20 protein-coding genes and 1 pseudogene are annotated in these 19265 nt (G+C 68.3%); 7 read left to right on the forward strand and 14 right to left on the reverse strand.

Translation table 11 applies throughout. The features are described 5' to 3' along the window. Window positions 1–85: 85 nt before the first annotated feature. The 4 genes from ACUYM2_RS17785 to ACUYM2_RS17800 form a co-directional block, all read right to left on the reverse strand. Complete coding sequence (locus tag ACUYM2_RS17785) at window positions 86–1621, reverse strand: dihydrolipoamide acetyltransferase family protein (protein ID WP_481601263.1); 1536 nt, start codon at window positions 1619–1621, stop codon at window positions 86–88. Window positions 1622–1632: 11 nt separating this feature from the next. Beyond that, on the reverse strand, window positions 1633–2613 hold the full coding sequence (locus tag ACUYM2_RS17790; protein WP_481601264.1) for an alpha-ketoacid dehydrogenase subunit beta: 981 nt from the start codon (window positions 2611–2613) through the stop codon (window positions 1633–1635). Further along, window positions 2610–3881, reverse strand: coding sequence for a pyruvate dehydrogenase (acetyl-transferring) E1 component subunit alpha (gene pdhA / locus ACUYM2_RS17795; RefSeq protein ID WP_481601265.1), 1272 nt, complete (start codon window positions 3879–3881; stop codon window positions 2610–2612). Before pdhA ends, ACUYM2_RS17790 begins: the two co-directional genes overlap by 4 nt. A 148-nt stretch (window positions 3882–4029) precedes the next feature. Continuing rightward, a complete protein-coding gene (locus ACUYM2_RS17800; RefSeq protein WP_481601266.1) occupies window positions 4030–5148 on the reverse strand; it encodes a histidinol-phosphate transaminase in 1119 nt (372 codons plus the stop codon). Between the two features lie 59 nt (window positions 5149–5207). On the opposite strand from ACUYM2_RS17800, the gene ACUYM2_RS17805 reads away from it, so the two are divergent. Beyond that, window positions 5208–5636 (forward strand): phage holin family protein, encoded by a 429-nt coding sequence (locus tag ACUYM2_RS17805; protein WP_481601267.1) that lies wholly within the window; start codon window positions 5208–5210, stop codon window positions 5634–5636. Here ACUYM2_RS17805 and ACUYM2_RS17810 read toward each other — a convergent pair. Next, window positions 5633–7102, reverse strand: a complete 1470-nt coding sequence (locus ACUYM2_RS17810; protein ID WP_481601268.1) for a hypothetical protein — start codon at window positions 7100–7102, stop codon at window positions 5633–5635. The genes ACUYM2_RS17805 and ACUYM2_RS17810 overlap by 4 nt on opposite strands. After that, entirely contained in the window at window positions 7102–7398 is a 297-nt protein-coding gene (locus ACUYM2_RS17815; RefSeq protein ID WP_481601269.1) for a hypothetical protein, read from the reverse strand. The genes ACUYM2_RS17810 and ACUYM2_RS17815 overlap by 1 nt, the downstream gene beginning before the upstream one ends. A 195-nt stretch (window positions 7399–7593) precedes the next feature. Here ACUYM2_RS17815 and purB point away from each other — a divergent pair, with 195 nt between their 5' ends. From purB to ACUYM2_RS17835, 4 genes are all read left to right on the forward strand, one after another. Then, a complete protein-coding gene (gene purB / locus ACUYM2_RS17820; RefSeq protein ID WP_481601270.1) occupies window positions 7594–9036 on the forward strand; it encodes an adenylosuccinate lyase in 1443 nt (480 codons plus the stop codon). 109 nt (window positions 9037–9145) lie between these two features. Further along, window positions 9146–10021 carry an endonuclease/exonuclease/phosphatase family protein gene (locus ACUYM2_RS17825; protein WP_481601271.1) on the forward strand — a complete coding sequence of 292 codons (876 nt, stop codon included), beginning with the start codon at window positions 9146–9148 and terminating at the stop codon, window positions 10019–10021. A gap of 52 nt (window positions 10022–10073) precedes the next feature. Then, window positions 10074–10742: a histidine phosphatase family protein gene (locus ACUYM2_RS17830; RefSeq protein ID WP_481601272.1), complete on the forward strand. Its 669-nt coding sequence runs from the start codon at window positions 10074–10076 to the stop codon at window positions 10740–10742. Window positions 10743–10846: 104 nt separating this feature from the next. Next, a complete protein-coding gene (locus ACUYM2_RS17835) occupies window positions 10847–11350 on the forward strand; it encodes a GNAT family N-acetyltransferase (protein WP_481601273.1) in 504 nt (167 codons plus the stop codon). Window positions 11351–11373: 23 nt separating this feature from the next. Here the strand turns inward: ACUYM2_RS17835 and ACUYM2_RS17840 are convergent, their stop codons facing one another. The 4 genes from ACUYM2_RS17840 to ACUYM2_RS17855 form a co-directional block, all read right to left on the reverse strand. Continuing rightward, a complete protein-coding gene (locus ACUYM2_RS17840) occupies window positions 11374–11766 on the reverse strand; it encodes a nuclear transport factor 2 family protein (RefSeq protein ID WP_481601274.1) in 393 nt (130 codons plus the stop codon). Between the two features lie 116 nt (window positions 11767–11882). Further along, window positions 11883–13073 (reverse strand): 4-hydroxybenzoate 3-monooxygenase, encoded by a 1191-nt coding sequence (locus tag ACUYM2_RS17845; RefSeq protein ID WP_481601275.1) that lies wholly within the window; start codon window positions 13071–13073, stop codon window positions 11883–11885. 109 nt (window positions 13074–13182) lie between these two features. Further along, on the reverse strand, window positions 13183–13962 hold the full coding sequence (locus ACUYM2_RS17850) for an IclR family transcriptional regulator (protein WP_481601276.1): 780 nt from the start codon (window positions 13960–13962) through the stop codon (window positions 13183–13185). A 36-nt stretch (window positions 13963–13998) separates the two neighbouring features. Next, window positions 13999–15051, reverse strand: a complete 1053-nt coding sequence (locus tag ACUYM2_RS17855) for an FUSC family protein (protein ID WP_481601524.1) — start codon at window positions 15049–15051, stop codon at window positions 13999–14001. Window positions 15052–15299: 248 nt separating this feature from the next. Here ACUYM2_RS17855 and ACUYM2_RS17860 point away from each other — a divergent pair. Beyond that, window positions 15300–15482, forward strand: a pseudogene (locus ACUYM2_RS17860) (MscL family protein); the annotation flags it as partial. Between the two features lie 63 nt (window positions 15483–15545). On the opposite strand, the gene ACUYM2_RS17865 reads toward ACUYM2_RS17860, so the two are convergent. Next, entirely contained in the window at window positions 15546–16499 is a 954-nt protein-coding gene (locus ACUYM2_RS17865) for a diacylglycerol/lipid kinase family protein (protein WP_481601277.1), read from the reverse strand. A 213-nt stretch (window positions 16500–16712) separates the two neighbouring features. On the opposite strand from ACUYM2_RS17865, the gene ACUYM2_RS17870 reads away from it, so the two are divergent. After that, window positions 16713–16946: a hypothetical protein gene (locus ACUYM2_RS17870; protein ID WP_481601278.1), complete on the forward strand. Its 234-nt coding sequence runs from the start codon at window positions 16713–16715 to the stop codon at window positions 16944–16946. 64 nt (window positions 16947–17010) lie between these two features. Here ACUYM2_RS17870 and ACUYM2_RS17875 read toward each other — a convergent pair whose 3' ends face one another. The 3 genes from ACUYM2_RS17875 to ACUYM2_RS17885 form a co-directional block, all read right to left on the reverse strand. Continuing rightward, window positions 17011–17829, reverse strand: a complete 819-nt coding sequence (locus ACUYM2_RS17875) for an IclR family transcriptional regulator domain-containing protein (protein WP_481601279.1) — start codon at window positions 17827–17829, stop codon at window positions 17011–17013. A 105-nt stretch (window positions 17830–17934) separates the two neighbouring features. After that, window positions 17935–18606: a 3-oxoacid CoA-transferase subunit B gene (locus ACUYM2_RS17880; protein WP_481601280.1), complete on the reverse strand. Its 672-nt coding sequence runs from the start codon at window positions 18604–18606 to the stop codon at window positions 17935–17937. After that, the gene (locus ACUYM2_RS17885; RefSeq protein WP_481601281.1) at window positions 18606–19265 is read right to left on the reverse strand and encodes a 3-oxoacid CoA-transferase subunit A; all 660 of its coding nucleotides are present in this window, start codon (window positions 19263–19265) and stop codon (window positions 18606–18608) included. The genes ACUYM2_RS17880 and ACUYM2_RS17885 overlap by 1 nt, the downstream gene beginning before the upstream one ends.

The raw sequence follows: 19265 nt of genomic DNA on the forward strand, positions 1-19265 counted from the left end.
TCCGTCAGCGCACGTGGCTCCGGCCGGGAAGAACCGGGCGGGAACGTCAGCGGCCGGAGACCGGCTGCGTACGCACTCACCGGGGTCAGTCCAGCAGCAGCGCAGGCTCTTCCAGGATGGACGCGACGTCGGCCATGAACCGGGCCGAGAGGTCCCCGTCCACCACCCGGTGGTCGAAGGAGCCGCCCAGCGTGGTGATCCACCGCGGAATGACTTCACCGTCGAGCACCCAGGGCTTTTGCTTGATGGTGCCGAAGGCCACGATCGCGACTTCTCCCGGGTTGATGATGGGCGTGCCGGTGTCGATGCCCAAGGCGCCGATGTTGGTGACCGTGAGCGTTCCGCCTTGCATCTGCGCCGGCTGGGTCTTGCCCGCCCGGGCCGTGGTGGCCAGCTCGTTGAGTGCCAGCGCAAGTTCCTTGAGCGACAGGTCCTGGGCGTTCTTGATGTTTGGCACCATCAGGCCGCGGGGGGTCGCGGCCGCGATGCCGAGGTTCATGAAGTGCTTGACGTGGATCTCCGCCGCATCGCTGCCGTCTTCGGCATCCACCCAGCTCGCGTTGACGCTGGGGTTGCGGGCCGCGGCCCAGATCACAGCCTTGGCGAGAATCAGCAGCGGCGATACCTTGATGCCCTCGAAGTCGCGGGAGGCCTTGAGCCGCTTAACGAACTCCATGGTGCGGCTGGCGTCGACGTCCACGAAGATGCTCACATGCGGAGCCGCGAAGGCCGACTCGACCATGGCCCGGGCGGTGGCCTTGCGCACGCCCTTGACCGGGATGCGCTCGATCCGCTGTTCCTGGGGACGGCCGGTCTTGCCCCAGAACGAGTCCGCCTGGTCCAGCTCGGCGTCGCGCTGTGCCTGGTAGCTGACCAGGTCCTCGCGGGTCACCTCGCCGCGCGCGCCGGTGGGCACGACGTCGGCCAGGTCGATGCCGAGGTCGCGGGCAATCTTCCGGACCGGGGGCTTGGCCAGGACGCGGTTGACCAGGCCGGTGATCGCCCCGCCCAGCGTCGGGCGCTGGTCGATGGCCCCGGCAGCGGGCGCGCTCCGTTCGGCGTGGGAAACGGCGTCCGGGCTGATCCAGATGTCGTGCGCCTCGACGGCGGGAGCGGGGGCGGCCGCCGTGGCGGGAGCCGCCCGGACAGCCGGGGCTGCCGCCGACGGTGCGGCGATCCGGCGGCGGCGCTTGACGGCGTCGGCCTTGGGGCCGGAACCGACCAGCGGTCCGCCGGCCGGGCGCCCGGCCGGCTCTTCGGCGTCGGACACGTCCTGCTCCAGCTTTCCGTACATCGGCGCCTCGGGTGCGGGGGCTGCCGGAGCAGCGGGGGCGGTGGCGGGCACCGCCGGGGCGCCGGCCGGGGCAGCCGGCGCGGCGTCGGCGTCGGCGACACTGATGATCGGCGTCCCGACATCGACTGTCACGCCTTCCGGCACCAGCAGCGCGGTGACGGTGCCTGCGTACGGCGAGGGAAGCTCTACGAGGGACTTGGCGGTCTCGATTTCGCACAGCACATCGTTGACGGCGACGGTGTCACCGGCCTTGACCTTCCAGGACACGATTTCTGCCTCGGTCAGGCCCTCGCCCACGTCGGGAAGGTTGAACTTGTTCACGGTCATGGAGGTCCCCGTCAGTAGGCGAGGGCGCGTTCCAGCGCCTCAAGGATGCGGTCGATGTCCGGCAGGTAGTCTTCCTCCACCTTGGCCACCGGGTAGGGCATGTGGAAGCCGCCGACGCGGATGACCGGGGCTTCGAGTGAGTGGAAGGCCCGCTCACTGACGCGGGCGGCGATTTCGCCGCCGATGCCGCCGAACGTCGGCGCCTCGTGCGCCACGATCAGCCGGCCCGTCTTCCGCACCGAGGCTGTGACGGTGTCGAAGTCGATCGGCGAAATGGAACGCAGGTCGATCACCTCGACGCTGTGGCCGTCCTCGGCCGCAGCCGAGGCGGCGGCGAGGGCCACGGGGACCAGCGGGCCGTAGGCCACCACGGTGGCATCGGTACCGGCGCGCAGCACGTGGGCTTTGAACGGGTCCGCGGACTGGCCCGGGGAGTCAGTGTCGACGTCACCCTTGAGCCAGTAGCGCCGCTTCGGCTCGAAGACGATCACCGGGTCCAGGCAGTCGACGGCCTGCTGGATCATCCAGTAGGCGTCGTGCGGGTTGGACGGGGTGATGATGCGCAGTCCGGCGGTGTGGGCGAACAGCGCTTCCGGGGATTCGGAGTGGTGTTCGATCGAGCCGATGCCGCCGCCGTAGGGGATGCGGATGACGACCGGGACGGTGAGGTTGCCGTTGCTGCGCGAATGCATCTTCGCCAGCTGCGTGGTGATCTGGTTGAAGCCCGGAAAAACAAACCCGTCGAACTGGATCTCGCATACCGGCAGGTAGCCGCTGAGCGCCAGTCCGATCGCGGTACCGATGATGCCGGACTCAGCCAGCGGGGTGTCTACGACGCGGTCCGCGCCGAACTCGCCGATCAGGCCGTCGGTGACACGGTAGACGCCGCCCAGCGGCCCGATGTCCTCGCCCATCAGCAGGGTGCGGGGGTTGTTGGCCAGGGTCGCGCGGAGGCCTTCGTTGATGGCCTTGGCAATGGTCATGGTGGTCATTGGCGCACCGCCCCGTCTGAATCTGCCGCGTTGTCCGGCCCGGCTGAGTCCGCCTCATCGGCGAAACCTGCACTGTATTCCTCGAACCACGCCAGCTCTTCGGCCACCAGGGGGTGCGCCTCGGCGTAGGTGTTGGCGAAGGCCGTCCGGATATCCGGGCTGCCCAGGTCGTGGATCGTCCTGCGCACGTAGGACGCCAGTTCGTCGCCGTCGGCCTTGACCTGATCAAAGAAGGCGTCGTCGGCGAAGCCTTCGGCGCGGAGGTACTTCTCCAGCCGGTCCAGCGGATCCTTCGCCCGCCATTGCGCCTCTTCTTCCGAACCGCGGTACTTGGTCGGATCATCGGCGGTGGTGTGCGCGCCGACGCGGTAGGTGAAGGCCTCGATCAGCACCGGACTCTTGCCCTCGCGGGCGCGCTCGAGGGCCCACTCGGTGACGGCGTGCACGGCGATCACGTCGTTGCCGTCCACCCGGATGCCGGGGAAGCCGTAGCCCTTGGCGCGGTTGGAGAGCGGGATGCGGGTCTGGACGGCGGTGGGCACGGAGATGGCCCAGTGGTTGTTCTGGCAAAAGAACACCACGGGTGCGTTGTAGGAGGAGGCGAACACCATGGACTCGTGGACATCGCCCTCGGAGCTGGCGCCGTCACCGAAATAGACCATGACGGCGGCCTTGGGCTTCGGCGCGCCGGCCGCCGCCTCCCCGTCGGCGGCGCTGGCCGCGGCGAGCTTCTGGTCGCGCTGGATCCCCATGGCGTAGCCGACGGCGTGCGGCGTCTGGGCGGCGAGGACCAGGGTGTAGAGGTGGAAGTTGGTGTCCTTGGGGTTCCAGCCGCCGTTGGAAACACCGCGGAACTGGCGCAGCAGCTCGGCAAGGTCGACGTTGCGGGTCAGCGCGACGCCGTGCTCCCGGTAGGTGGGGAAGATGTAGTCCTGCGGCTGGCTCGCGCGGCCGGAGCCGATCTGCGCCGCTTCCTGGCCGGTTAGCGGAACCCAGAGGGCCAGCTGGCCCTGCCGCTGGAGGGCGGTTGCCTCGACGTCGAAGCGGCGTATTTTGGCCATGTCGGCGTAGAAGCCGCGGAGTTTTTCGGTGTCGAGTCGCGCGGCGTACTCGGAGAACACCGGATCGGTGCCCATCCTGCCGTCCGGACCCAGCAGCTGGACCATCGGGACATCCGGATCGCCCAGGACGGCCTCGGCCTGCGCCTCGAGCTGGTCATCCACTTCGGTTCCGTCGAACTCGGTAGCGGGCAGATGTGTGGCGCCCATACCGTCTCCTTGCCTGCCGCACCCGAATGCGCCGCAATCGCTGGGATATATGCCGGACCGGGCATGCATTCCTGGTCTGGCATATATGTTGGCTTACTCGTCCCCTACTTTATCCGCAGGCCGCTACCGGCGGGTTTCGTGTTAAGCGCTAGGAACGCTGCGGGGGTTTTGTATAGATCGCACACAAGTCGAGGAACCGGGTGTTGGCTTCGACTTCGCCGATACTGACCCGCACCCCCTCATTGCCGAAAGCACGGACGGACAGCGCCCGCTCCCCCGCCAGCGCAGCGAATTCCGCACTGTTGGCGCCCAGATTGAGCCAGACGAAGTTGCCCTGGGCGTCCGGGAAAAACCAGCCCAAATCGCGCAGCCCGGCCGTCACCCGCTCCCGTTCGTCGACCAGGCTTTGTACCCTTTCTACAACCTCGCCGTAGTGCTGGAGCGAGGTGACGGCCGCCGCCTCGGCGATCTGTGAAACCGAGAACGGCGTGGCGGTGACACGCAGGTGCTGCGTGAGGTCCGGCTGGGACACGCTGTACCCCACGCGCAGGCCGGCCAGCCCGTGTGCCTTGGAGAAGGTCCTCAGCACGACGACGTTGGGATACTTGCGGTACATTTCGATGCCGTCGACAGCATCCTCGGCCCGGACGAACTCCTGGTAGGCCTCGTCGATGACCACCACAATGTCCGACGGGACCCTCTTGAGGAACCGCTCGGTCTCCTCGGTGGTGAGGATGGGGCCGGTGGGGTTGTTCGGGGTGCACAGCAGGATCATCCGGGTCCGGGCCGTCACTGCTGCCGCCATCGCGTCCAGGTCATGCCGGCCGTCCGCCGTCAGCGGGATCCGCACACTCTCCGCGCCGGCGAGACCCACGCTGATGGGGTACGCCTCGAAGGAGCGCCACGCGTAGACGACCTCGTCGGCCTTGCCGTCGTCATTCTGGCCGGCGAAGGTGGCCAGCAACTGGTTGAGGGCGCCGAGGCTGCCGGCGCCGGTGACGATGTCCTCGGCCGGAACGTCCAGAAAGCCGGCGAGCGCCCCGCGCAGTTTGGTGCTCAGCGGGTCCGGGTAGCGGTTAAAGTCGGTCTGCGCGGCAATGGCCTGCTGCACTGCAGGAATCGGAGGCAGAGGGTTCTCGTTGGAGGACAGTTTGTAGCTCACGAGTCCGTCGACCGGCGCAGGCGGTTTGCCGGCGGCATAACGGGGAAGCTGGTCTACCACCGGCCGCGGGCGGATCCCGCCGGCCGGGTTGTCTGTTGAAGTCATGCCCCTTAGCCTACTTCGCCCTCCTGCCGGAACGTCAGGCAGTGTGACAGCATGGGGCCATGCGCTCACTCTTCGTGCGGGTCATCGTCAATGCACTCGCCCTATGGATTGCCAGCTGGATCCTGCCCGGGCTGGATATCTCCACCTCCGCCACTACCGGGGCCGTGGCCAACAGCGGCGTTACCCAGGGAACGGATGCGATCGGGATCATCCTGGCCTACTTGTTCATCGGGCTCATCTTCGGGATCGTCAACGCCCTCGTCAAGCCGCTGGTGAGCCTGCTGTCGCTGCCGCTCACCATCCTGACGCTGGGGCTGTTCACCATCATCATCAACGCCGCCATGCTCTACCTCACCTCCTGGCTGAGCGCTTACACGCCGGTTCACTTCACCATTGATTCGTTCTTCTGGACCGCGGTCCTCGCCGCCATCATCATCACCGTGGTCTCCTTGGTTGCCGGCAGGCTGCCGGGCGGCCGGCGTCGCTAGCCGGCCACTCCCAGCGGCACCGGTTTCACGGCCGGTCCTGTGCGCGGCGCGGACCGGGTCGCGGGCGGTTCGCCTGCCCGGCGGTCCGGACCTGGGGCCGTGAGCACCCCCTGCGCGGGCAGCCCCTGACGCCGCAAGGAAAATCGGGTCACCGTCGCGGTACCGCCCGCACCGGTGACCGCCGCCAGCGCCACGGTGGACGCCTGGAGCGAGGGATCCCGGCTCGCCGAGACCGCTTCCGCCCCGTCCGCGTAGTTCTCCAGCCGGTGGCCGGGACCGAGGCCAAAGTCCTGCGGCGGTGGCATGACCAGCTCGTTGGTCAGGGTGACGGTCACCCGGTCCTTGGTGTCTGCGTTGGCCAGCCCGTCGGCTCCGGGCACCCAGTCGTGCTGGTGCTCGAGGTGCAGGCTGCCGATCCCCGGCTCCGGGGTGATGCCGCCGACCGGGGAACCGGCGGTCATCACGAATTTGAGGTCGAATTCGCCCAGGAAGGCTTTGTCCCTGCTGAGGTTCATGGCATGGATGCCTCCCTGGCTGTAGCCGACGACGGCGAGCTGTTCGCCCGTCTCCGCGCCGGCCTGCCGCAGGGCCTGCCGGATGGCCCCGGTCGTCGCCTGCGAGTCGTAGCCGAGCCCTTCGGCGATGCCTGCCGCATCGAACGGGTTCGTTCCCTCGGGCAGGCCGCCGAGCTGGGTTCCCGGGAGGACAACCGTCCAGGCGCGCCGGCTGCCGCCGTCGACCCGGATGACTTCAATCTCGCCGCTGGTCCGGCCAACTGCCTCCGCCCGCCGCAGCAGGCCCGCCGGGGACAGGTCAACGTTCGCCACGGCCGTTTGGCTGCCGACGATGGTGACCGGCCGCGGCTTCAGGAACCCCAGCCCCGGCGCCGTCGACAGCCCCCGGATCGCGTGGCGGACGTCGGCGGGGCCGCTGGGTATGCCGACGGCCCCGGCCAGCGGAACGGGCAGTCCCAGCAACAGGGCGAGGCCGCCTGACGCCATGGCCACCCCGTGTTCGACCTGGTCGCGGACGCCGGGGAGCTCGAAGAGCCGCCGGGCGGAGCCGTACTCCGGAGCTGAAACCCCCATCCGGAGCAGCAGGGCGTTCCGGGCTTCGGTGAATTCATACTCCCGTTGACTGGCACGGACCTGGGCCGCGATGTTTTCCAGCTCGGCCCGGACCCGGCCGACATCCCGGCCCGCCTCCCCGACCGCGATGATGGCGTTGCTGCCGCTCCGGTAGGAGTCGGGCTGGTAGTCAAACAGCGCACGGCGGATGCCGTCGGCTTCAGCCTCCACGGCGCAGAGCTCCCGCACCACACCGTCCAGCGCGGCCGCGCCGGCCAGCAGCTCCTCGAACTGGAAGTTGAGGCCGCCGATCCCCCCGCGGATCCGCAATATTCCGTCGGGCGGCGGCGCGGAAGGGCGGGGGACCTCTCCGGAACCCGCCGGGCTGACCTCCGGCATCAGTGCCCCGGACGTCCGGAAGAGAGCGCCACATTTTGGGCGTGCCGCAGCACGAGCGCGGCAGCGTCCTGCAGCCCGTCCCGGCTCCGCCGCAGCGAGGCGGCCTGCAGCGACAGCGTGGTCCGGTAGGCGCGGCCGGCCGGGGACTGCCAGGTCTCGAGTTCCAGCCGGCTCAGCGTGGCGAGCGCGGCGCCTGCCTGCTCGGCGCACAACGCAACCCTGGTGGCCAGCTGCTGGACCTCGTAGCTGCGTGAGGCGCACGCCGCCGCGTCCGCTGCCGTCACCGTCCCGCTCATGCCCGAAACTCCTTTCGTTCGTGGTTCTGTCCCGGTTCGACGCTAGGCACCGGCCGCCGGCGCCGGAAGCGGCCCGGACGGCTATGTGGAAAAACAGCCGAACCGTGCCGGGAGAGCACCCGCGCCGCTGGGCCGCGATGTCATACGGGAATGGCCCGCTTAAGGCCCGGCGGAACTTCGTGAAAGAATCGGACCATGCCTGAAACTGCCGCCACAGCTGAGACCCGCACGCCGTCCGGACGCCTGGCCCTCGCCGCGTCCGACCACCAGATCGCGCTCGGCCCGCTCGATGGCCGTTACCAGGCGGCGGTCGCACCGTTGGTGGACTACCTCTCCGAGGCCGCCCTCAACCGCGACCGGGTCGCCGTCGAGGTTGAGTGGCTGATCCACCTGACCAGCAACAACGTACTGCCCGGCGCCGGACCGTTGAGCGCCGAGCAGCAGGACAAGCTGCGCGCCGTCGTCACCGAGTTCGACGCCGCGTCGGTTGCCGAACTGGCCGAAATCGAGGCCGTGACGGTGCATGATGTCAAGGCCGTGGAGTACTACATCGGCCGCCGGCTCCCGGGCATCGGGATCGAGCACCTGACCGCCCTGGTGCACTTCGGCTGCACCTCCGAGGACATCAACAACCTCTCCTACGCGCTGGGCATCAAGGGCGCCGTGGAGGACGTGTGGCTGCCGGCGGCCCGGAAGCTCGTCGCGCAGATCAGCGCGATGGCAGAGGCAAACCGTGCGGTGCCGATGCTCTCGCGTACGCATGGCCAGCCCGCCACGCCCACCACGCTCGGCAAGGAACTGGCCGTGATCGCGCACCGGCTGACCCGCCAGCTGGACCGCATCGCCCGGACCGAATACCTGGGCAAGATCAACGGCGCCACCGGCACCTATGCCGCCCACGTCGCCTCCGTTCCAGGCGCCGATTGGGAGCAGGTCGCCAAGAGCTTTGTGGAGGGCCTGGGCCTGGGCTGGAATCCGCTCACGACTCAGATCGAAAGCCATGACTGGCAGGCGGAGCTGTACGCCGACGTCGCGCGCTTCAACAGGATCCTGCACAACGTGTGCACCGACATCTGGAGCTACATCTCGATCGGCTACTTCGCGCAGGTCCCGGTGGCCGGCGCCACGGGCTCCTCCACGATGCCGCACAAGGTCAACCCGATCCGCTTCGAAAACGCGGAGGCCAACCTGGAGATCTCCTCCGGCCTGCTGGACGTGCTGGGCTCCACCCTGGTGACCTCCCGCTGGCAGCGGGACCTCACGGACTCCTCCTCGCAGCGCAACATCGGCGTGGCCTTCGGCCACTCGCTGCTGGCCATCTCCAACGTGGCGAAGGGCCTGGACCGCCTGGATGTCGCGGAAGACGTCCTCGCGAGGGACCTGGACACCAACTGGGAGGTCCTCGGCGAGGCGATCCAGATGGTCATGCGCGCGGAGGCCATCGCCGGCGTCGCCGGTATGGAGAACCCGTACGAACGGCTCAAGGACCTGACCCGCGGACAGCGGGTGGACGCCGCGCGGATGCAGGAATTCGTGCAGGGCCTGGGTCTGTCCGCTGACGCCGAGGCACGGCTGCTGGCCCTGACCCCGGGCAAGTACACCGGCATCGCGGACAAGCTGGTCGACCACCTGGCGTAGCCGGGAGGTCCTTTAATTCACCTTCCGGCAGGCCGCCGTTTACGCAGCCGTCGAAGACTGGCCAGCTTTCGCCAGGAAGCTGGGACTGTTACCGACCCGAGGAGACCCCTTGCCGAGCGACTATCCGTCGACAGCACGGACCGTTCTGACCGACCCCGGCCCAGCCGACCCCGAGGCTGACGCAGATGCGGCGGCGTTGAGCCTGATGAGCTTCAACATCCGCTGTGACATCGAGGCGACCCTGCCGGGGCAGGCCGACTACTGGCCCGAGCGCGTTCCGGCACTGCAGGCCGTCCTGGCGGAGGAGCTGCCGGAGGTGCTGGGCATCCAGGAAGGCCTGGAGCACCAGCTGGCCGTGATCGGCGAAGCCCTTCCGGAGCACTACCGGATGATCGGCCACGGCCGCGAAGGCGGCAGTCGGGGCGAGCACTCCTGCATTTTCTACGACTCCCGCCGCCTGAAACTGCGGACCTGGGACCAGTTCTGGCTCTCCGACACGCCCCACGTGGCCGGCTCGGCGACGTGGGGCAACGACGTCACCCGGATCGCCACCTGGGGCCGGTTCGAAGACAACTGCACCGGACGCGAGCTGATGGTGGTCAACACCCACTTCGACCACGAGTCCGAATACGCCCAGCTGCGCAGTGCGGATGCCATCGTCGAGCACACCACGAAGGTCGGCGCCGGCCTGCCGACCGTCCTGATGGGCGATTTCAACGCCGACGCCGGCGCCTCCGGGGCGTACAGCACCCTGGTGGGCAGCGGCACCTTCCGGGACTCCTGGGCCGTGGCGAAGCAGCGGCTGACCCCGGAGTACGGGACGTTCCCGAACTACAAGGACCCGGTCATCGGCGAAAGCCGCATCGACTGGATCGCCGTCACGCCGGACATCCAGGTTGCCGAGGCCGCGGTCAATACCTTCAGGCTCGACGACCGTTACCCCAGCGACCACGCCCCCATCCAGGCCAAGGTCAGGATCCCCTGATGCCCGGCCCGCGACGCGGGCAGGGCGGCGCTCAGCCGGTAAAATCACTGCCATGAGGCTTCTGCTGATCCGCCACGGCCAGACCCCCGGCAATGTCCTCGGGCAGCTGGACACCGCCCATCCGGGGCCGGGCCTGACTGAACTCGGTGAACGCCAGGCGCACGCGCTGGCCCGCTCCCTGGCGAACGAGCGGATCGGCCTGCTCTACGCGTCCACCCTGATCCGCACCCAGCTCACGGCCACCCCGCTCGCCACCACCCGCGGGCTGGACATCGAGGTGCTGGAAGGGCTGCGGGAAATCGAAGCCGGGGCGCTTGAGAAGCTCACCGACCGCGAATCCCACCTGCGCTACCTCGGCACCGTTTTCGCCTGGACCGCGGGCGAACTGGACCGGCGGATGCCCTCCGGCCCCAGCGGCCACGACTTCTTCGAGCGCTACGACGACTCGATCGCCCGGATCGCCGCCGCTGCCTCGGCCGGCGACGCCGCCGCCGTCGCCGTCGTCAGCCACGGCGCCGCGATCCGGGTGTGGACCGGGCTGCGCGCGTCCAACGTCGAGGCGGAGTTCGCCGCGCGGAATGTGCTGGCGAACACCGGCATAGTGGCGCTGGAGGGAGATCCCGACGCCGGCTGGCGCCTGATCCACTGGGACGACACCCCGGTGGGCGGCCTCGCCCTGGCGGACCCGGCGGCGGAGGATCCCACCGGCCGCCCCGCCTGAGGCACCGGCGGCAATTTCGCCGAACCCTAACCTGCAGGAAACACCACCGAAACCGCCGCTCCATAGTCTTGGTCTGCATAACCCTTCGGCGAAGCGAGGCAGCGATGCAGACCAACCCGCGGCTCAACATCCGGCAGGTCCCCTGGACGAACCCCGTGGGCGCCGACCTGCGGGCGGCCCAGCAGGCGGAACTGGATGCCCGCTTCGGCCACAGCGCGCACGAGGCAGGGCTTCCGCCGTCGGAAGCCGACACCGCCGTGTTCCTGCTCGCCTACGAGAAGGGCTCCGGACAGCCCGTAGGCTGCGGCGGCCTGCGGCTCCTGGACGAGCACACCGCCGAGATCAAGCGGCTCTATGTGCTGCCGTACACACGCGGCTCGGGCGTGGCCAGTTCCATCCTGGCGGCGCTGGAGGGGCATGCCCATGCCCTCGGCGTCACCACCCTGACCGCGGAGGCGGGGTCGGTACAGACCGACGGGCGGCAGTTCTACCAGAGCTCCGGCTTTGTGGCCGTGCCGAACTTTGGCCCGTACATCGGCGTCGAGCACTCGTACTGCTACGCGAAGCGGATCGATTCGCACAGCGCCGCGCACACCGCGATGGCGTAGCTGTGGGCCAGGCTTGCGAGCGGTCAGGTCCAGAAATCGTCTGATGTGGCCGTGTCCTCGAAGTATTCCCGGCCCTCGGCGATCTTTCCGTCCCGGACCACAAACGCGATCACCGTGCCCATGTCCAAGGTCTTACCGTTGCTTTCTCCATGGGTTTGCTGGATGGCGACCGTGTGGTTTTCCCCGCCCACGATGTCCTGGACATTGGCCTGGAAATTACCCTGGGTGCGCGTTCCCAGTTCGCCGAAGTACGCCAGGATCGCGTCGCGGCCCTGCTTCGTTCCCGATAGCACGCCGCTTCCGGCCACGTGCCAGACTGCGTCCTCCGCGAACAACTCGCTGAGGGTCGCCATATCCCCTGTGTTGAAGGCCTCGTACCCCCGCCGGACCAGTTCAACATTCTCTGCGGTTCCCATGATCGGACACCTCTCCGTCGTCCTTGTCGGGTCATGCTGGGACGGTTAAAGGCTAGTCCTGGGCCGGGGTGCTGTCGACGGAAATCTGCGGAGCTGCCCGAGCCCCCGAGGAGGTCCTAGCGGCCTGCCGGCCAGCCGGTGTAGGCCTCGGCCAGAAAGGCGCGACCGTGCCGCGATGACACCACGGAGTTGAGTTCGCCGAGCTGGCGGGCGCGGGCGAAGTCGTCGGCTTCGGCCGGGGTGTGCAGCATGGAGGTCATCCAGTAGGAGAAGTGCTGCGCCTTCCAGACCCGGTCGAGGGCGCGGTCGCTGTAGAGGTCAAGGAGTTTCGTTGAGCCGGTCTTGTAGAAGCTGTCCAGGCCTTCGAACAGGACCTTGACGTCGTGGATGGCCAGGTTCAGGCCCTTGGCTCCGGTCGGCGGGACGGTGTGGGCGGCGTCTCCGGCCAGGAACAGCTTGCCGTGCCGCATCGGGGCGTGCACGAAGCTGCGGAACTTGAGGACCGTCTTGTCGATGACCGGGCCCTCCTTGAGTTCGAAACCGTTGCCGTTGACGCGGCTGCGGAAGGCTTCCCAGATGCGCTCGTCGTTCCAGTCGTTGACGTTTTCATTCGGGTCGCACTGGAAGTACATCCGTTGCACGGTCTCGGTCCGCTGGCTGATCAGCGCGAAGCCGTTCTCCGAGTTGGCGTAGATCAGCTCTTCGGAGCTGCGCGGCGCCTCGGCCAGGATGCCGAACCAGGCGAAGGGGTACTCATGGAAGTACCACTTGCGGTCTGCCTCGGGAATCTGGACACGGCAGTGGCTGCGCGAGCCGTCCGCGCCGGCGATGAAGTCGGCCCGCAGTTCGAACTCAGTGCCGTCGGCATCCGTGAACCACACCTTCGGCGGGCCGTCGATGTCGTGGACGCTGGTGTCCGTCACGCCGTAGCGGACATCGCCGCTGTCGGCCTCCCGGCGCGCGGCGAGGTCCATGAAGACGTCGGTCTGCGGGTAGAGCCAGACCGACTCGCCCACCAGGTCCTGAAAGTCGATGCGGTGGCTTTCGCCGTTGAACCGCAGCTCGATGCCGTCGTGCCGGTCGCCGTCGCGCAGCACCCGGTCGGAGACGTCGCTGTCCACGAGCAGGTTCACCGTGCCGTGTTCGAGGATCCCGGCCCGGACGGTTTCGGAGATTTCCTGCCGGCTCCGCACTTCGAGCACGGTGGATTCGATGCCCTCTTTGGCCAGCAGGTGGGAGAGCATGAGCCCGGCGGGGCCGCCGCCGACTATGGCCACCTGGGTGGTAATGACTTTTCGGGCTGCCATGGTGTCCTCGCTTCATTGCGGGGTCCGGAACCGCGTGTCAGGTGCACGCCCGGTTCCGGACCGGATCGGTCTTCTGGCTAACAGTGTGCCCCCGGAGCAGTGATCCGCGTTACATGCGTTCCGTTGAATGGAAATCGGCGGCCGCGCGGGAGTCTCCCAGCCGGCGTCCGATGCCCCGTGCCGCGGTCTGCAGTGCAGGCACCAGCGCCTGCAGCCGCATCTCGCGCAGCGGGACCACGACGCCGAGCGCCGCCACGGTCCGCTTCCTGGTGTCCCGGACCGGGACGGCGATCCCCCAGGTGTCGGGGTCCACCACCCCGGCAAGCTGGGCAAAGCCCTGGTCGGCCGCTTCGGCCAGAAGCGCCCGGAGTTCCCCGGGCCGGAGCTGGCCCGCGGGATCGCTGAACTGGCGCAGGTACGCGGACTGCACCGCGACCGGCTGGTGGGCCATCAGGACTACCCCGGCCGAGGAAAGGTGCACCGGCATCCGTCCCGCGATCTTCGCGCGGTTCGCCACGGAGCCGCGGCGGGACAGCCGCTCCACGAACAAGGCGTCCCAGCCGTCGAGCACGGCCAGGTTCACGTTTTGGTTCAGCACCTGCTGGATGTCTTCCATGAACGGCATCGCCGCCTGGCGGAGGGCCAGGGTCGGCGAATTCCGGTTGACCAGTTCCCACAGCCGCAGTCCCAGCCGGACCGAGCCCGCGTCGCCCAGCTCGAGCAGGCCGTGCCCGGCCAGTTGCCGGACCAGCCGGTGGGCGGTGGTCAGCGGCAGGCCGGCCCGGTCCGCGAGGTCGGAGAGCTGCAGGGCCGAGGAGCCCTCGGGGATGGCCTCCAGCAGGCGCACCACACGGTCCACAACGGAGTCCCCCGACCCGGAATTAGCCACTCGTCCCGCTTCCTGCGAACTGTTGTCTGCCTGGGATCAGTCTTCCATTGAACGGCCGCCGGGGGACAGCCGGCGCCAGAGGGCCGGGGCCAGCACGACGCCGACGCCGACGCCGGCTCCGATGACGGTCTCCAGGAACCGGTCGCGCAGCAGGGTTCCGGCGGACATCGGGGCCACCAGCAGGGTCGAGATCAGCGCCAGCGGGGTGACAAAAATCTGGGCCAGCATGTATTGGCGGGCGATGAACATCTCGGCGCCGAACTGGCAGGCGGCAATAACGAGCACGGTCTGCCAGGGGGCCGGTTCCAGCAGCAGGATCGCGGCCAGGAGTACCAGCCCCAGCGCGGTGCCGATGATGCGCTGCACGCCGCGGCTAATGCGGTGGCGTGTGCTGTGCCCGACCAACGGCACCACGGCGGCCACCATGGCCCAGTAGTTGTGGCCCAAGCCGAGCCTCTCGCCGGCCAGGGTGGCCAGGCTGCCGGCCAGCCCGGCCGCGACGAGGTAGCCCACCGCTTCGAGCCAGGCCACGCGGCGCTCCTCGGCGGTCAGCCGGACGCGCCGGGGCCATGCCCACGGCTGGCGGCGGCCCGGTGCCACCCGGGACGACAGGCCGACCAACAGGGAAAACGTCACCGTCAGGACGGCCACCAGCATTCCCTGCCAGAGCGGCGGCTGGCTGGGGATCGAGGCGATGGCCGCGAAGGCGAAGATGTGGAACAGCGATCCGGCCGGGCGGAGCCGCCACCAGGCCACAATCAGGGAGCAGCCGCCGGCCACCAGCGTGGTTGCCAGGACCTGCAGCCAGGTGGTGGCCCATGGCGTGAGCGCTAAGACTGATCCGGCGCGGGCGGTCAGGGCGCCGAGCAGGATCACGGCGAGCATGAGCGAGCCAGCGCGCAGCTGCAGCACGAAGCGCCGGCCGTGGGGCTCGTTCCGTCCGTAGATCCCGGCGAAGGCACCGAAGGAGGCAAAAATGGCCAGATCCAACCGGCCCAGCAACAGCAGCGAGATCAGCGGCACAAAAACGCCGACGGCGCAACGGACCGCGGCCTGGTGGTCTTTATTGGCTGGGGCCATAGTGAACATCTCGGCGAGCAGTGTCGCGGGCTTCACGGGTGGGATGGGCTTTCCTTTGCTGTCGAGGGGGAACGACGACGGCACTGGCATCCGCGTAGATTTTACGCCGGATCCCCCGCAGAACCCGCCCCGTCTTCCATTCAACGGAAGGCGGCGCGGGTGGGCGAGGTGGTGGCGCCTAGCGGTTGGACCACCCGGCCGGCACCCTTGCGGAGGACCCATGCTCAAAGGATTCCAGGACTTCATCCCGCGGCAACGTGATCGATCTGTCCATCGCCGCCGTCGTCGGCACGGACTTCACCGCACTGGTCGCGGCCTTCACGACGAACATCGCGAACCCGATCGTCGCCGCGACGGGCGGGGCCCACGCCGACGGGCTCGGCTTCGCCATTTGGCCCGGAAACTCCAAGTCTTTCTTGACCATCGGCGCCGCCTTCACGTCGTTCGTGACTTTCATGACCACCGCGGCGGTGGTGTATTTCATTTTAAGCGGCGCCCGGAGGCTAGGACAGCTTCGGAGGCAGCGTCATCCGGATGGTCAGCGCCTCGTGCTCCACTTCGACCCTGAGGTGCTTGGCCTTGCCGTTGTGGTCGCCGTCAAGCTGGAACTCCAGTTCGCGCTCAAGGCTGATTTCCGCGGTCTTCCCGGCGAAATACTCGACCGACTTGTTCTTGTCGTTCTTCCGGCCGAACATGGCCGCCAGCACACTGAACCAGCCCAGTTTGCCCTTCGGGGCCAGGAGCAGCACGTCGAGGATGTTGTCATCCAGCCTGGCGTCCGGAAAAACCTCCACCCCGCCGGTGATCTTGCCGCAGTTGCCCACCATCACGCTGCGGATCCGGCGGCGGACCGGACGCTGGCCGTCGATGCTGATCTGCGCCCGCACCGGCTTGCCGGGCAGGTGCCGGATGCCGGCCTCCACATAGGCGAGCCAGCCCACCCGGTCCTTGAGTTCGTCCACGGTGTTGGCCATGATCGCTGCGTCGTAGCCAAGGCCGGCCATGACCAGGAAGAGCTGTTCGTCCTGGCTGTGGTCCAGCGTTGCCTTGACCACATCCACCTTGACGTCCGCGCCGTTGAGGATGTCAAAGCTGGCGGCCACGGGGTCGGTGATATCGACGTTCATGTTGCGGGCCAGCAGGTTGCCGGTGCCCATCGGGACCAGTCCCATGGGAGTCCCGGTGCCCGCGAGGACCTCCGCGACGCACCGGACGGTTCCGTCGCCGCCGGCGGCAATCACGACGTCGACACCCGCCTCGAGCGCCTCGCGCGCCTGGCCCAGGCCGGTGTCCTCGGCCGTGGTCTCAAGCCAGAGCGGCTCTGTCCAGCCCTGGGTCTCGCAGAGCCGGTAGAACGCGGCCTTGAAGTCTTCGCCGGGGGACTTCATCGGGTTGATGATCACGGCGGCGCGTTTGGTCGGAACAGTGGTGTCCTGCGCGGCATTCGTCTGTGGCATGGCGTCCTTCGGGCAATTGGCGGGATGGGTCCCGCAACTGAAAGTTTATCGGTGCAGCAGGGCTGACTCGCGCAGCGGGGCGGGGAGTCATGGACGCGTTGTGCGGCTGGTCACTACACTGGCCATGTTTAGGAACTGAAGCGTGCCGGCTCGGCCGGTTGCCTCTCCGGACTCGCCGGGGCGGCCGCGTTCCAGACGCGGAAGGCGGGGCACATGACCGGACCAGAAGAAAACTATTCAGCCGAGGCTGAGGCATCAAGCAGGGATCCGCATGATTGGGGCCGGGCGATGGCCCTGGCCCTGACCCGGCTGGCAGAGCAGCTGGCCCCGGAGGACAGCGAGGACATGCACGCCAGCCTCGTGGACCGGCCGTTAAACCTGTTCATCCGTGACGAGGCGGCCGGGGTCACCATCACGGTATCGACGTCGACGGATTCCTCCCGGTGACGCCCGGCTAGGGTAATGCCGCGGTCGCCAACTCTGGCCGGACGGCGCGCCTTGGCCGGCGTCGCTACCGTCCGGCGGAGAGGTCCGCGGAAATGAGTTCGGCGGTGGCGACGGCGGCCTCGCGCACCGCGGCAACGTAAGCCTCGGGATCCGGTTCCGCGGCCACGGCCTGGGCCTGCAGCGAGACGTTGATGGCCGCGACCACCTTGCCGGGCCCGTCGTGGATTGGCGCGGCCAGGGACATGAGTCCGAGCTCCAGTTCCTGGTTCAGCAGGCACCAGCCCTGGGCCCGGACGGTGTCCAGCTCCGCCAGCAGCGCCTCGCGGGTGCCGATCGCACGCGGCGTCAGCGGCCGGATCTCAGCCGCGGCCAGGTATTCCTGGAGTTTCGCGGGCGGCAGGCCGGCAAGCAGGACCCGGCCCATGGAGGTGGCATAGGCCGGGAACCGGGTGCCCACGGTGATGCCAACGGTCATGATCCGCCGCGTGGCCACCCGCGCGATATAGACGATGTCCGTCCCGTCCAGGACGGCGGCCGACGTCGACTCCCCGAGCTTGAGCGAAAGCTCCTCCAGGTGCGGCTGGGCGATTTGCGGCAGGGACAATCCGGACAGGTAGGCGTAACCGAGCTGCAGCACCTTGGCGGTCAGCGCGAAGGTCTTGCCGTCGGTACGGACGTAGCCCAGCCCCACCAGGGTGTGCAGGAAACGACGCGCCGTGGCACGGGTAAGGCCGGTCCGGGCTGCCACCTCGGTCAGCGTCATCAGCGGGTGCTCGGAATCGAAGGATCGGATCACCGCCAGTCCCCTGGCCAGCGACTGCACGTACTGGTCGCTGGCCGACGGCGCCCCGTCGGTCCGGGTGCCCTGTGCTGCCTCAGTCATTTCACGCCTCTCGATCACGCATCACTCTATCGGCGCGAACGTACACTTCAGGCCCCGGAAGGGCGCTCCGGCGGGGCCGGAAGTGTACGTTCGCGCTATTGGGGGTCAGGCTGCGGCGGCTGTGAGCGGCACCGGCACCAGGGCCTGCAGCTCCTCAAGCGTGCAGCCGAAAGTCTCCCGCACCTGGACGCCGTCGGGGCCGGTCAAGAACACCGCCTTGTCCGTGTACACCCGCGTGACGCAGCCGATCCCGGTTAGCGGATAGCTGCACGCTTCGACGATTTTGGATACGCCGTCGCGGGTCAGCAGGGTCATCATCACGAAGACGTCCTTGGCGCCGGTGGCCAGATCCATGGCGCCGCCGACGGCGGGGATCGCGTCCGGGGCGCCGGTGTGCCAGTTCGCGAGGTCGCCGGTCGCGGAGACCTGGAAAGCGCCCAGGACGCAGATGTCCAGGTGACCGCCGCGCATGATCGCGAAGGAATCCGCGTGGTGGAAGTAGGAGGCGCCGGGCAGTTCCGTCACGGGAATCTTGCCCGCGTTGATGAGGTCGCCGTCGATCTGGTCGCCGGTGGCTTCCGGGCCCATCCCTAGCATGCCGTTCTCGGTATGGAGCGTGATGTTCTGCTCCGGCTCGAGGTAGTTGGACACCAGGGTGGGCTGGCCGATGCCGAGGTTGACGAAGGAGCCGGGCCGGATATCCCGGGCCACCAGCCGGGCCAGGTCATCGCGGCCCAGCGGCTTGTCGGAAGTCTGGATGCTCGTCTCGCTGCTCATCAGGCCACCTCCACGATGCTGTTGACGTAAATTCCAGGTGTCACGATGACTTCCGGGTCCAGCCCGCCGGTCGGGACGATCTCGGAGACCTGGACAATGCTGTGCTTGGCCGCGGCGGCCATGATCGGGCCGAAGTTGCGCGCCGTCTTGCGGTAGACCAGGTTCCCCTTGCCGTCGGCCTTGAATGCCTTGACCAGCGCGACGTCGGCGTGGAGCGGGGTCTCGAACACCTGCCACTTGCCGTCCAGGAAGCGGGTTTCCTTGCCCTCGGCCAGCATGGTGCCGTAGCCGGTGGGGGTGAAGAAGCCGCCGATCCCGGCGCCGGCGGCGCGGATCCGTTCGGCCAGGTTGCCCTGCGGGACGAGCTCAAGCTCGATCTCTCCGGCGCGGAACCTCGCGTCGAAGTGCCAGGAGTCGGACTGCCGCGGGAAGGAGCAGATCATTTTCTTCACCCGGCCCTCCTTGATCAGCAGCGCGAGGCCCTGGTCGCCCTGGCCGGCGTTGTTGTTGACCACGGTGAGGTCCGTGGCGCCGCAGTCCATCAGGGCATCGATGAGTTCAAACGGTTGCCCGGCGTTGCCGAAGCCGCCGATCATCACGGTGGAACCGTCCTGGATCGCGGCGACGGCTTCGCCGACGGTGTCAATGAAATTCAGCAT

It is taken from the genome of Arthrobacter sp. SD1074B, from assembly GCF_056780195.1.